Raw genomic sequence first — 13,102 nt, 5'->3', positions numbered from 1 at the left:
GGCATCATGGACCTGAAACTCAAGCCCTTCGATTTCGCGCAAGCCGCCGCCCGGGCCGGCATGGCCGACGTCGCTCGGCGGGTGGAAGCCAAGACCCGCGCCGAGGCCGCCGGCCAGGCATCCGGCATTGAAAAACCCAGTTTCCAGACCAGCTTCAGCAGCGCGCTGAACTCGATCAGCCAGTCGCAAGCCACGGCCGCGACCATGCAGCGCGAGGTGCAGTTCGATAACCCTACTGTCAGCCTGGAAGAAACCATGGTCGCCATGCAGAAGGCCCAACTGGGCTTCCAATCTGCAGTCCAGGTACGCAACAAGCTTGTTCAGGCGTACACGGATATCATGAACATGCAGGTCTAGCCCACCCCCTACGCGCTTCGCGCGCCCCCTCAAGGGGGCGCCACCAGCGGACCGGCGAAGCCGGATCCGCGGTGGTTGCTGGGATGGGGTGTGGAGGCATGCCAAGATTCGTGCGCCACCCACCCACATTGAAACCGACATGACCCAGTTGGCGTCTTCTGATCGCCCCATCCCGATGGGGCAATTGCTTTTGTGCGGCGCGCTGATCGTGACCATGTCCATGGGCATCCGGCACAGCTTCGGCTTGTGGCTGCAGCCCATCACCATGGCCCACGGATGGACGCGTGAAGACTATTCGATGGCCATGGCGATCCAGAACCTGGTGTGGGGCGCCTCGGGCCCCGTCATTGGCTGGTGGGCCGATCGCAGCGGTGCATTCAAGGTGCTCTTGGCCGGCGCCCTGCTCTATGCCCTGGGCCTGGCGGGCATGGCGACGACGGGCAACCATGGCAGCTTCATCCTGACAACCGGCGTGCTCATCGGGTTGGCACAGGCCTGCAGCACTTACACGGTGATCTTTGGGGTGGTCGGGCGCAATGTCACGGCCGTGCAACGCTCGTCCGCCATGGGCATCACGGCCGCGGCGGGCTCGTTTGGTCAATTCCTGATGGTGCCGGTTGCCAGCTTCCTGCTGCACAACATGGACTGGTCCTCCGCGCTGCTGGTTTTCGCCGCCACGGCGCTGGCCATCGGGCCGCTGGCTTTCGGATTGCGGGAGGCGCGCTTCTCGACCAAGCCGGGAACCGCCACGTCTGGCGCGGCTTCACCTGCGGACATGACCTCGCCCACCGCCCTGCAAGCCCTGGCTGAAGCATTCCAGCACCGCGACTACCTCCTGCTGACTCTCGGCTACTTCGTGTGTGGTTTTCAGTTGGCCTTCATCGGCGTGCACCTGCCCAGCTACCTCAAGGACCACCAACTGCCGCCCGAGGCCGCCACCACCGCGCTGGCCCTGATCGGGCTGTTCAACGTGCTGGGCAGCTATGCAGCCGGTGCGCTGGGCTCCCGCCTGCGCAAGAACTGGATCTTGTCGAGCATCTACTTCCTGCGCGCCGTGGCCATGCTGGCCTTCATCCTGGCGCCACTGTCCACCTGGAGCGTCGGCCTGTTTGCGGCGGCCATGGGCACCCTGTGGCTCTCGACCGTCCCGCCCACCAACGCCATCGTGGCGCAGATGCATGGCGTGCGGCACCTTTCCATGCTGGGCGGCGTGGTGTTTTTCTCCCACCAGATCGGCTCCTTCCTGGGGGTCTGGCTGGCCGGGCGGCTGTATGACTTCACCGGCAGCTACCAGACCGTCTGGTGGCTGGCCATTGGCCTGGGCCTGCTCGCCGCCGCCGTCAACCTGCCCATTCAGGAGCAGCGCACGCCCCTGAGCCGCAAGGTTGTCCTGGCATGAAGCCACGTGGCCCCTGGCGACAAATCGCACTGACTGTCGCGACACTGTCAGTCCTGGGTGCCGTCTTCTGCTTATATTGGCGCCCCGAGGTGGCCTTCGATCTGGCCACCCGCATCTGGAGTTGCATCTGATATGTCGACAAGAGTGGTGATCATCACGGGCGCCTCCGATGGCATCGGCGCCGAACTGGCCCGCCAACTGGCCCAGGAGGGCGCCAGCAAGGTCTGCCTGGTACTCGCAGCCCGCAGCAAAGACAAACTGGAGCAGGTCGCGCAGCAATGCCGCACGCACGGCAGCAAAGTGCTGGTGCGCCCAACGGACGTCGGGCAGGAGGCTGACTGCCGCGCGTTGATCGCCGAGACCATCGCCCAGTTCGGCCGCATCGACACCCTGGTCAACAACGCCGGCATGTCCGCCCACGCCCAGTTGAGCGAGGTCACCGACATGGCCTGGTACGAGCAGCTCATGCGCATCAACCTGTGGGGCAGCGCCTGGTGCACGCACGCGGCCCTGCCCTATCTCCAGGTGACGCAGGGGCGCATCGTCGCCGTCTCCAGCCTGGCCGGGCTGGTCGGTGTGCCCGGACGCACGGCCTACAGTGCCACCAAGTTCGCCATGACCGGCTTTTTCGAGGCCCTGCGCGTCGAAATGGCGCCGCATGGGGTGTCGGTCACCATCGCCTACCCGGGCGTGGTCGCCACCGAGATCCGTTACCGCGGCTTCAACGCCAACGGCCAGGCGGCGGGCAAAAGCGGCCTGGACGAATCCGGCGCCATGAGCATCGAAGAGTGCTCGCGCTTGATCCGCGTGGGCATGGCACGCCGCGAGCGCGACATCGTGATGTCGGCCAAGGGCAAGTTGAGCCGCTGGATGAAGCTGCTCGCACCCAGGCTGGTCGACAAACTGGCCATGGCCGCCCTCAAACGCGAAGTGCGCCCGCACTGAGTGGCCTGGGGCTTTCACTGAAAGCGCCACGGGATCAAGGCATGTGTCATGGCCGGTAGAATCCCGGGATCAAAGGAATCAGCATGAAACCAATTTTTGGCAGCATCGTTGCGTTGGTCACGCCCATGCATGCAGACGGCAGCGTCGATTACGACTCGCTGCGCAAACTGATTGACTGGCACATCGCCGAAGGCACCAACTGCATCGGCGTGGTGGGCACCACGGGCGAGTCCCCCACGGTGAACGTGGAAGAGCACCGAGAGATCATCCGCGTGGCGGTCGAGCAGGCCGCCGGGCGCGTGCCCATCATGGCCGGCGCCGGCGCCAACTCCACGCAAGAAGCCATCGAGCTCAGCGAGTACGCCAAGAAAGTCGGCGCCGACTGCACCCTGCAGGTCGTGCCCTACTACAACAAGCCCACACAAGAAGGCATCTACCAGCACTTCAAGGCCATCGTCGAAGCGGTGGACATCCCGGTGGTGCTCTACAACGTGCCCGGCCGCACCGTGGCCGACATGCTGCCCGAAACCACCCTGCGCCTGGCCCAGTTGCCTGGCGTGATCGGTGTCAAGGAAGCCACCGGCAACCTGGAACGCGCCGCCTGGCTGATCAAGCAGGCCCCCAAGGGCTTCTCGATCTACTCCGGTGACGACCCCACCGCCGTGGCATTGATGCTGCTGGGCGGGCACGGCAACATCAGCGTGACGGCCAACGTGGCGCCACGCGGCATGGCCGACCTGTGCAAGGCAGCCATGGCCCAAGACGCCAAGACAGCCGTGGACATCCACATGAAGCTGCTGCCCCTGCACAAGCAACTGTTCGTCGAGCCCAACCCGATCCCCGTGAAGTGGGCCTTGACTCGCATGGGCAAGGTTGGTGGTACGCTGCGCCTGCCGCTGACGCCGTTGAGCGAATCCGCCCAAACGGTGGTCGAGACCGCCCTGCGCGACGCTGGCGTGCTCTGACACTCACTTGGCTCTTACGACACCGCGCCCGGCTCGTGCCGGGAGCAGAACCTCATTACCCATGTCGATCAAACAACGTCACCAGACCACCCTCGTTCTGAGTGCAGCGCTGGCTTCCACGCTCGTCACATCCGGTTGTTCCTCCATCAGTGACACGCTGGCGGGCGACAAGGTCGACTACCGCACCACCGGCACGCAAAGCGTGCGCCTGGATGTGCCGCCCGACCTGAGCCAGCTGCCCGGTCAGACGCGCTTTGGCCAGGCCCCTGCCGCCGTCGTGAGCGCCTCCAGCCTGCAGCGCACAACGACCGACAAGCCCGACGCCAGCGTCAGCGGCGTGGCGCCTACCAAGGGCACGGGTGTGACCCTGGAGCGCCAGGGCCAGATGCGCTGGCTGGCCGTCAACCTGCCGCCTGAGCAGATCTGGGGCCAGGTCCGCACGTTCTGGGCTGACATGGGTTTCGAGCTCACCACCGATCAGCCCGATGTGGGCCTGATGGAAACCAACTGGTCCGAGAACCGCGCCAAGGTCCCGCAGGACGGCGCCGTGCGCAAGGCGCTGGGCCGCGTGTTCGACCTGCTGTATGACACCGGCGAGCGCGACCAATACCGCACCCGCATTGAACGCACCGCCACGGGCAGCGAGGTCTACATCAGCCACAAGGGCCTGATCGAAGAATACGAAGACGCCAAGAAGGACCGCACGACGTGGCGTGTGCGCCCAAGCGACTCGGGCCTGGAAGCCGAGATGCTGTCGCGCCTGATGCTCAAGCTGGGCGCCCCCAAGGAAGCCGCTGCCGCAGCCAAGGCTGACAAGCCCGCTGCAGCCGCCACAGTTGCCGCCGCCAGCCAGGCACGCTTGAATGCCGATGGCCTGTCCCTGACGGTCGATGCCGACTACGACACCGCATGGCGCCGCGTGGGCCTGGCCCTGGACCGCAGCGGCTTCACGGTCGAGAACCGCGATCGCAAGCAAGGCTCTTTCGAAGTGCGCTTGTCAGACAACGACCCAGACGCCAGCAAGCCCGGCTTCTTTGCCCGCCTGTTTGGCGCCAAGGCTGAAAACCAGGACGGCCTGAGCCGCTACCGCGTGCAAGTGCAAGGCCAGGGCAAGAACAGCCTGGTCAGCGTGCTGAAGGACAACGGACAACCCACGACGTCCAGCACGGCCAAGCGCATTGCCAAGCAACTGCTTGACGAACTGAGCTGACTGCACCTTACGCCCGTCAGCATCCCGGCCCATGTGGCCGGGATTTTTTTCGCCCGGACAATTTGACGCTCAGGTATTTGCGCCAAATACGGACGAAAAAAAGCCGCTCCGAAGAGCGGCTTTTTGTACCATCGAACTGGAATTAGTTCGAGGCAGCGCTGGCAGCAGCAGAAGCAGCTTCCGTAGCAGCCGAAGCGGCTTCAGAAGCGGCCGAAGCAGCGGGAGCAGCAGCTTCAGAAGCGGCAGATGCGACTTCGGAAGCAGCGGAAGCGGCTTCAGCAGCAGCAGGAGCTTCTTCTTTTTTGCCGCAAGCGGTCAGAGCCATAGCAGCGATCAGCGAAGCCAGCAGGAGCGACTTTTTCATGCTTGTGTCCTCAAAAGGAGTGTCAATAAAACCGTGGTCTTGGAACTATGTGCAGAGCCCACAGTCCCATAGGAATACGAGACAAGGGCAAAGGATGCATCGCAACTGGCGTTGCTCCACATTCAGCCAGCGATTATACGTCGTATAAGGCTATTCCCTATAGCCCCAGGGTCGTGGGCGGCAACGCCTCGTGTGAGCGTTGCAAATTTACGTCAACCTCACCCAACCACGTCCGCAAAACCCCTTTATCCCGGGTCCAGATGCCCGTGCCGTGAAGGGGTTCATTCAAGCGCAGCCCAATGCAGTCATGCACGACGAGCATGGGTATCAACCCGGCAGCCAATTCGTCCGGTGCTTCCCAGCATTTGACCCGGTGGGCCCAGGTGCCCCGCCAGGCCACCCAGCGTGGATGCTGGCGTGGGAACGCCTCGTAATGTGCGGCCAAAAGCTGGCAATGCGTGCCTTTGGTCAGCAAAGTCCACTGGTGCAGCGCCTCCATGACGCTGCGCTCACCCAATGGCCAGTGAACAAAGTCAATGTCCACCATGGTCAGATCGGTGGCGAGGGTGGCGGCCATGGCCATCGCCGCGCGGAACCGGTCCTGAAAGTCTCGCCAGCTGCTGATCTGACCGGACTGCTCTCCGTCCTGTTGTGTCACGGAAACCTGATCCATGGCGAAACCCTTTCATTCAGCACAACGGGTGCAGCCAGCCGTCCTCCGCCCACTGGTCCAGCAACTCGCGCAAGGCGGGGCTGGCTTTGGCCACGTCTGCCGCAGACAACTGACGACGGTCGGCCAACTGCCGCAGATGGCGCGCGTCCTTGCCTGCTGCCACCCAGGACTCGCCATTGGCGAACACCCGCTTTTCATCGTAAACCATGCGCGTGCGCGGATCGAGTCGAACCCCCACACCTTGCGGCAAAGGCTCGCCGGCGTGGAACCACACGCGGGGCTTGGGCTCGGTCAACACCTCGCCCAGGGCCGAGCGCAGGGCTTCAGGGTCTTTCAGGGCCTGGGCAATGGCGTCGGCAGCGAAGGCGTGCAAAGCCTCAGGGATCAGGCCAGGCGTGGCCGTCGCAGGCTGTTTGGGGTCCTTGTACAGCTTGGGCTGCTCTGGGCACTCCAGCGCCTCCACAAGGCGCACCAGCACCTCGCGGGCCAGCTCCATCTCTTCCGGCACGCGAAAGCCAATGGAGCAGGTCATGCACTCGCCTTGCGCGATGCCGTCGTGCGCCCACTTTGGCGGCAGGTAGAGCATGTCGCCGGGCTCCAGCACCCACTCGTGCTCGGGCACAAAGTTGGTGAGGATCTTCAAGGGCACATCAGCCTGCAAGGTGGGGTCGCTCAACTGCCCGATGCGCCAGCGGCGCTGACCATGCACCTGCAGCAGGAAGACGTCATACGAGTCGAAATGCGGGCCCACCCCACCCCCATCCGTCGCGTAGGAGATCATCAGGTCATCCAGGCGCGCGTCCGGCACAAAACGGAACTGCTGCAGCATGTCGTAGGCGGCCGGCACATGCAGATCCAGCCCCTGCACCAGCAAGGTCCAGCCTGCCTGGGTCATGGGGGGCAGGCTGCGCCGGCTCAAGGGCCCATGCGACAGGCGCCAGCCGGCATCCGCCTTCTTGGACTTCTTCGCCTTGGCGCCCTCGATCGCGGTCTGCACGATCAGGCGGGACTCCACCTCGTCGCTCTCGGCCAGTGCAAACAACTTGCTGCGCTCGATGGGTGGCTTGACGCCGGGCATGGCCTGGCGGATCAGCAGCGGCTTTTTCTGCCAGTACTTGCGCATGAAGGTCGCTGGCGAGATGCCCCCGAGCAAAGGGGTGATCTGGTCGATGTCCAGCGGCAAGGAGGGTGCGGAGGTCTTGGAGGCTTTCATGCCGCCATTGTGCGACCAACACCGGCTGGCTGCCCCTGATCAGGCTCAACGAGGCGCGGGCATGAGATGATCTCGGCATGATCATTTCCTCACCTTGCGTCGTGAGCCTGGTGTGGCGTCTGGAAGACGCCCAGGGCCAATTGATAGACGAACTGACCGACCCGATGGAGTTCCTGCTGGGCGGTGAAGACCTCTTGCCCAAAGTGGAAGAGACGCTGCTGGGCCAGTCCGAAGGCTTTGAAGCCAATCTCTACCTGGAGCCCGAGCAAGCCTTTGGCGACTACGACGCCGAACTGGTGTTTTTCGAGACCCGCGACATCTTCCCCGCCGAAGTGTCGGAGGGCATGCAGTTCGAAGGCCCGCCCGAAGGCTCGACCACGCCCGATCTGCCCCAGGACGCGATCTACACGGTCACCGAGGTGTACGAGACCCACGTGGTGCTGGATGGCAACCACCCGCTGGCCGGCCTGGCACTGCGCCTGGCCTTGAAGGTGTGCGACGTGCGCCCGGCCACCGAGGAAGAAGTCGAGCAAGGCTCGGTCTCGGATTCGCCGTTCAGCCTGATGCAGGCTGCGCCACCGGACGAGACGCTGCACTGAGCCGGTGAAGCGGGCACTGGCTCGGTGAACGCCCGTTCAGCCGCGGCCAGTCGACCCGAAACCGCCCTCGCCCCGGTGCGATGCTTCAAAGCTCTCGACCTGGCGGAACTTGGCCTGCACCACGGGCACGATCACCAGTTGCGCGATGCGCTCCATGGGTTGCACCGTGAACGCCGTGTTGCCGCGGTTCCAGCAGCTGACCATCAGGGGCCCCTGGTAGTCCGAATCGATCAGGCCGACCAGGTTGCCCAGCACGATGCCGTGCTTGTGGCCCAGGCCCGAGCGCGGCAGGATCATGGCGGCCAGCCCTGGGTCACCCAGGTGCATGGACAGCCCCGTGGGGATCAACTGAGCCTGTCCGGGCTCCAGCACCAGAGGCTCATCCAGGCAGGCACGCAGGTCCAGCCCGGCGCTGCCCGGCGTGGCATACGCGGGCAGGCTGTCGGACACACGGGGGTCGAGAACGCGGATATCAACGGTGGTCATGCTTGAACGGCTTGAAGACGGTTGGCCAGCTCCTGTATCAGGGCGCGGGCCAGGGTGAGTTTGTCAGTGGGGCGGCCATCGGCCGGCAAGGCGTGGTCGGAGTGGGCATCCACGACCAGCAGGGCATTGTCATCGCGGCCGAAGGTTGCCGGCCCGAGGTTGCCGATGATCAGCGGGATGCGCTTGCGCAGCAGCTTGGCGCGGGCATGCGCCAGCAGGTTCTCGCTCTCTGCCGCAAAGCCCACGCAATAAGGTGGTGTGGGCAAGGCGGCCACCGCAGCCAGGATGTCGGGGTTCTCGGTCAGCTCGAAGGTCGGGGCGACCTTCTTGCCTTCCTTCTTGATCTTGTGCTCGCTCAGGTTGGCGGGCCGCCAGTCGGCCACGGCCGCCGTGGCGATGAACACGTCGTGATCGGCCGCATGCGGCACCACGGCGTCGTACATCTGGATGGCCGTCATCACATTCTGGCGCTTGACACCGCGCGGCGTGGGCAGGTGCACCGGGCCGGCCACCAGGGTGACTTCCGCGCCGGCTTCGGCTGCGGCACGCGCCAGGGCAAAGCCCATCTTGCCACTGGAATGGTTGGTGATGCCCCGCACCGGGTCGATCGGCTCGAAGGTGGGCCCGGCCGTGATCAGCAGGCGGCGCCCGGCCAGCAGCTTGGGCTGGAAGAAGGCGATCAGCTCGTCGAGCAGCTCGGTGGGCTCCAGCATGCGGCCGTCGCCCACTTCGCCGCAGGCCTGGTCACCACAGCCGGGGCCGAGGATCAGCGTGCCATCTTGCGCCAGCGTGGCCACATTGCGCTGCGTGGCCGGGTGCGACCACATCTCGCGGTTCATGGCCGGCGCCACCAGCAAGGGGCAGCGCTCGCGGGGGCGCGCCAGGCACAGCAGGCTGAGCAACTCGTCGGCGCGGCCCTGCGCCAGCTTGGCCATGAAATCGGCGCTGGCGGGCGCCACCATCACGGCATCCGCTTCGCGGCCCAGGTTGATGTGCGCCATGTTGTTGGGTTCGCGGGCATCCCACTGGCTGGTCACCACCACGCGGCCGGACAAGGCCTGCATGGTCACCGGCGTGATGAAGGCCTCGGCCGCCTCGGTCATGATCACCTGCACGGTGGCGCCCGCCTTGGTCAGCAGGCGCACCAGTTCGGCCGATTTGTAGCAGGCGATCCCGCCCGTCAGGCCCAGCACGATGTGCCGGCCTTGAAGATCTGAACGTTCTGACATGGGCCGGACTCTATCAGGCTCCGCCCATGATGCACGGGCTCAGCGGCCGATCTGCCCCAGTTGGTCGCGGTAGGCGCTGGGAGACAGGCCCGTCCAACGCTTGAAAGCGAAGGTGAAGGCGCGCCGATCCGAGAACCCCAGCTCCATGCTGATGGACTCCATGCTGATGGCGCGGCGCTTGAGCATGGTCTGCGCGCGCTGGCATTTGGCCTGGGACTGGATGTCCACGTACTTGATGCCTTCGGCCTGCAGGCGACGTTGCAAGGTGCGCGGGTGCAGCGCCAGCGCAGCCGCGGTGGCCTCCAGCCCGTCGCGCAGCAATTCGGGGCGACGCTCCAGTGCCCAGCGCACCTCCTCGACCAGGCGGCGCTCCCCGACCTCCCGGGTCATGCGGCGCTCGATCATCATGCGCGCCTGGGAGTGCACCTCGGGCACGAAGGCATTGAGCGGCATGTCCAGCCAGCGACGGTCCATGACCAGCGCGTCGGCAGTCTCACCGAAAAACACTGGCACGCCGAAGTGCTGGGAGAACTGCTGCTGGTGGCTGGGGGCGGTGCTGGCCACACGCACCGACAGGAGCCAGCGCGACCCCTTGGTCGCTCGGCGGATCAGCTGGTTGATGGCCGACAAGGCCACCTCACGCACATGGCACAAGGCGCGCGGGTCGGGGTCTGGCACAGCCATCTCGACACGCAGGTGCGCCTCCGAACCGAACTCATCCAGGTGGACGATCATCCAGGGCGCCAGCAATTCACGCGCCCAGTTCGCCAGCTCCAGCATCTCGCGCAAGGTGGAGCAAGAAGCGATGAAGGCATCGAATTCGGCGAAGTGCTCGAACACGAAGGAATCGCCCAGGGCAAACGGGAAGTGGTGGCCCTTGGCGCGCTCCACGCACATGGAAAAGGCCTTGAACAGGTTCAAGGGCGGCACCTTCATGGGCGCCGTGGACTCACTCGTCATGATCCCGGCGTCGCGAAACACCGGCTCAATGGTGAAGCCGCACACGGTGGCGGCCTGACGCCAGCTGCCAAACGCAGGCAGCGGGACAGATGAGGTGGTCAGCGATTGAAGCATAGTGAAGCAAGCCTGTTTTCCAGCACCATCAACATATCTGACAACAATCAGGATCAAAAAATGAACCTGATTGTTGCAGTAACTCGGAGATGCATCCGAGTCAGTTCAGACTAGGTGTTGAGGTCTGGATAGGCAATATTGCACGTCATCCGGGAGGACGAAATGACGACATTTTCTTGATCAAAATGCAGGGCATAACCCCTTTGTGGCAAGCATTTACCCGCAAATGGCAGGATAAAGGGGTCAATACTTGGCCCCTCTTGTCAGCCGACTCATCCATTTGACTTTCTAGAAAGTCAAACAGAACATCTGACAGTACTCAGACTTGCTGTTCGCGCCAGGCGCTGGGCGTGGCGCCTTCCCAGCGCTTGAAGGCCGCGGTGAACGCGCGGCGATCCGAAAAGCCCAGGCGGGCGCTGATGTCGTCGATGGACACATCGCCTTGACGCAGCCACTGGCAGGCCAGGCGGTGGCGCATGCGCGCCTGCACATGCAGGTAGCTGTCCCCCTCGTCCTTCAGGCGGCGTTGCAAGGTACGTGGGTGCAGGTTGAGCCGGTCGGCCATGTCCTCCACCCCCAGCGCGAGCAGGCTTGGGTCGCGGGTGATGAACTCTTCGATCTCGGCCGCCACGCCCTGGCGACGCGCCTCCTTGCCCAGGCGTTGCTCGGCCAGGAAGTGCGCCTGCTCGTGCAAGGCCGGGAAAGCGCCTTCCAGTGGCTGATCCAGGATGCGGCGCTCGAACACCAGGGCGTCCTGCGTGGCATTGAAGGTGACCGGCACGCCAAAGAAAGGCGCGAACTGCGCCGCATTGGGCGGCGGCGGGCCTTGCATGGTCACGCCCACAAAGCCCTGCTCCGAGCCCTGTAGCGTGCGGCCGAACTTGCGGATGCACGCCAGGATGGCTTGCGACACCAGGCTCAAAGGCAGCCCATAGCCGACCAGATTGGGGATGGGCACATCGAAACCGACGATGACCTTGGCCAGGTCCCCCTCCTCCTTGACCTCCAGCGTCAGCCAGGGCAAGACCATGCGCCGGGCCAGGTCGGCCACGCGCAAGGCTTCACGCAGGGTCGGGCTGGTGGTCAGCAGGGTTTCGAACTCGGGCAGGGACTCGAAGGCGAAGGTGTCGCCCAGCACCAGCGGAAAGTGCTTGTCCGGCGGCGACATGGCCACGCACTGCTCCAGCAGGGAAATCAGCTGCAGGGGCGAGACGCGGGCGTCTTCCAGGCGGATCAGGTCGATCTTGATGCCAGCTTCCTTGAACAGGGGCTGAACATTGAAACCGCATTTGGCGGCCGCCTTGATCCAGGCGGACAACATGAACAAGGGAATGGGCTTGATGCCCATCGCCTCTAGGACGGCTTGTGGTGGCAGTGGAATACGCATAAACGAAATCGGCACACCCCCATGGAGTGTGCCGAAGTCTAACCAACTACTGGGCAGTCAATTCAATAAATATCACCGAGCCAGGGAAGCTCGCATCAATTCACTGGCTTCCACCGGATCGCGGTGCAGATCGAAGGCCTGCAGCCACTCCTCGTAGCCGGGTTGCTCGGTTTCATCCCAGGGGTGGTAACCGGGCTTGTAGTACAGGAAGTAGTGGCTGTAGAGCGGGCCGACAAAACCGCCCGGCTTGAGCAGCCACCAGATGCCGCCTGCGTTGAGCTTCACGCGTTGCCACCAGCTGAAACCGTCCTGCTTGAGCATGAAGTTCAGGAACTTGAAGATCACCAGGGGGAAGATCAGGGTGGTGTGCAGCAGCGTCCAGATGCGCAGGGCGTAGCCCACCTTGGCGTAATCGACCATCACGTCATAGGCAACGCCCTTGTGCTCGACTTCCTCGATGGCGTGCCAGGCGTACATGGCGCGCACCTTGGGGTCGGCTTCCTTGAGCACATCGCGTTTGTCAAACAAGGCGTGCGCGCCCAAGGCGGTGAAGTGCTCCAGCGCCGAGGTGATGCCCAGGGTGTATTCGCGGCTGTAGCGGCTGCGGTAGGTGTCGAACAGCAGCTTGTTCAGCCAGTTGAGCAGGTAGTCAACGTCAATGCCTTGGTCCTTGAGGTGCTCGTTGTACTGGTTGTGCACCAGCGTGTGCTGACCTTCCTGGCGGTTGAAATCCTTGATGTCCTGCAGCAGCTTGGGGTCGTTGACGCGGTCGCGGAAGTCACGCACCGAGGTCATGAAGAACTTCTCGCCGGGCGGGAAGATCACCGACAGCGCGTCGAAGAAGCGGGACTTGAAGGCGTCGCCACCAAACCAGTACTTGGGGATGTTCTTGTCAAAACCAAAATCCAGCTTTTCGCGTGGAATGATGGGATGCAGGGCTTCGGGATGTTTTGCCATGTTGTCACTCTCTCCTCGTGTCTCCGGGATAGAGCAACTGTACAAATTGCTTATGGCTGGCAACAGGATGAGGGGTGACAGCAGGGTTTCCTGTGCGACACCCCTAACTTGTATGTTTCGGGTGCTGGGGTGGAGAGACACCTTCTAACTATCAGCCGCACGAACGGACTGACGCAGTGAGAACTCTCCCACCCCACCTTGAGCGTCGATAAGGAACTGAGTGGCGGCCGCTGGCGCATGCGCC

At 63.9% G+C, this 13,102-nt stretch carries 14 protein-coding genes; 6 read left to right on the top strand and 8 right to left on the bottom strand.

Annotated features, from left to right (window positions below):
• Positions 1 to 6 precede the first annotated feature (6 nt).
• The 5 genes from fliE to bamC all read left to right on the top strand — a co-directional run bounded on the left by fliE (position 7) and on the right by bamC (position 4,876).
• Complete coding sequence (gene fliE / locus HY019_RS17910) at positions 7 to 357, top strand: flagellar hook-basal body complex protein FliE (protein ID WP_290694788.1); 351 nt, start codon at positions 7 to 9, stop codon at positions 355 to 357.
• 139 nt (positions 358 to 496) lie between these two features.
• Positions 497 to 1,756 (top strand): MFS transporter, encoded by a 1,260-nt coding sequence (locus HY019_RS17905; RefSeq protein WP_290694786.1) that lies wholly within the window; start codon positions 497 to 499, stop codon positions 1,754 to 1,756.
• Between the two features lie 132 nt (positions 1,757 to 1,888).
• Positions 1,889 to 2,701, top strand: a complete 813-nt coding sequence (locus HY019_RS17900; RefSeq protein ID WP_290694784.1) for an SDR family oxidoreductase — start codon at positions 1,889 to 1,891, stop codon at positions 2,699 to 2,701.
• 83 nt (positions 2,702 to 2,784) lie between these two features.
• Complete coding sequence (gene dapA, locus HY019_RS17895; protein ID WP_290694782.1) at positions 2,785 to 3,666, top strand: 4-hydroxy-tetrahydrodipicolinate synthase; 882 nt, start codon at positions 2,785 to 2,787, stop codon at positions 3,664 to 3,666.
• A 61-nt stretch (positions 3,667 to 3,727) separates the two neighbouring features.
• Positions 3,728 to 4,876, top strand: coding sequence for an outer membrane protein assembly factor BamC (gene bamC, locus HY019_RS17890; protein ID WP_290694780.1), 1,149 nt, complete (start codon positions 3,728 to 3,730; stop codon positions 4,874 to 4,876).
• Between the two features lie 142 nt (positions 4,877 to 5,018).
• Here bamC and HY019_RS17885 read toward each other — a convergent pair whose 3' ends face one another.
• From HY019_RS17885 to HY019_RS17875, 3 genes are all read right to left on the bottom strand, one after another.
• Positions 5,019 to 5,240 carry a hypothetical protein gene (locus HY019_RS17885; RefSeq protein WP_290646107.1) on the bottom strand — a complete coding sequence of 74 codons (222 nt, stop codon included), beginning with the start codon at positions 5,238 to 5,240 and terminating at the stop codon, positions 5,019 to 5,021.
• A 157-nt stretch (positions 5,241 to 5,397) separates the two neighbouring features.
• A complete protein-coding gene (locus tag HY019_RS17880) occupies positions 5,398 to 5,913 on the bottom strand; it encodes a hypothetical protein (RefSeq protein ID WP_290694778.1) in 516 nt (171 codons plus the stop codon).
• Positions 5,914 to 5,929: 16 nt separating this feature from the next.
• On the bottom strand, positions 5,930 to 7,090 hold the full coding sequence (locus tag HY019_RS17875) for a cupin domain-containing protein (protein WP_290695069.1): 1,161 nt from the start codon (positions 7,088 to 7,090) through the stop codon (positions 5,930 to 5,932).
• Between the two features lie 113 nt (positions 7,091 to 7,203).
• On the opposite strand from HY019_RS17875, the gene HY019_RS17870 reads away from it, so the two are divergent.
• The gene (locus HY019_RS17870; protein WP_290694776.1) at positions 7,204 to 7,725 is read left to right on the top strand and encodes a peptidylprolyl isomerase; all 522 of its coding nucleotides are present in this window, start codon (positions 7,204 to 7,206) and stop codon (positions 7,723 to 7,725) included.
• A gap of 36 nt (positions 7,726 to 7,761) precedes the next feature.
• Here HY019_RS17870 and dut read toward each other — a convergent pair whose 3' ends face one another.
• The 5 genes from dut to HY019_RS17845 form a co-directional block, all read right to left on the bottom strand.
• Complete coding sequence (dut, locus tag HY019_RS17865; protein ID WP_290694774.1) at positions 7,762 to 8,211, bottom strand: dUTP diphosphatase; 450 nt, start codon at positions 8,209 to 8,211, stop codon at positions 7,762 to 7,764.
• Complete coding sequence (gene coaBC, locus HY019_RS17860) at positions 8,208 to 9,440, bottom strand: bifunctional phosphopantothenoylcysteine decarboxylase/phosphopantothenate--cysteine ligase CoaBC (RefSeq protein WP_290694772.1); 1,233 nt, start codon at positions 9,438 to 9,440, stop codon at positions 8,208 to 8,210. Before coaBC ends, dut begins: the two co-directional genes overlap by 4 nt.
• A gap of 39 nt (positions 9,441 to 9,479) precedes the next feature.
• Positions 9,480 to 10,514, bottom strand: a complete 1,035-nt coding sequence (locus HY019_RS17855) for an AraC family transcriptional regulator (RefSeq protein WP_290694770.1) — start codon at positions 10,512 to 10,514, stop codon at positions 9,480 to 9,482.
• Positions 10,515 to 10,833: 319 nt separating this feature from the next.
• Positions 10,834 to 11,901 carry an AraC family transcriptional regulator gene (locus tag HY019_RS17850; RefSeq protein ID WP_290694768.1) on the bottom strand — a complete coding sequence of 356 codons (1,068 nt, stop codon included), beginning with the start codon at positions 11,899 to 11,901 and terminating at the stop codon, positions 10,834 to 10,836.
• Between the two features lie 72 nt (positions 11,902 to 11,973).
• Positions 11,974 to 12,858 (bottom strand): metal-dependent hydrolase, encoded by an 885-nt coding sequence (locus tag HY019_RS17845; protein ID WP_290694766.1) that lies wholly within the window; start codon positions 12,856 to 12,858, stop codon positions 11,974 to 11,976.
• Between the last annotated feature and the right edge of the window lie 244 nt (positions 12,859 to 13,102).

Origin of the sequence: Aquabacterium sp. (assembly GCF_016195855.1) — a bacterium.
Lineage (GTDB): Bacteria > Pseudomonadota > Gammaproteobacteria > Burkholderiales > Burkholderiaceae_C > Aquabacterium.
The sequence above is the reverse complement of the archived record's forward strand: the minus strand, read 5'-3'. Positions and strand labels throughout refer to the sequence as shown.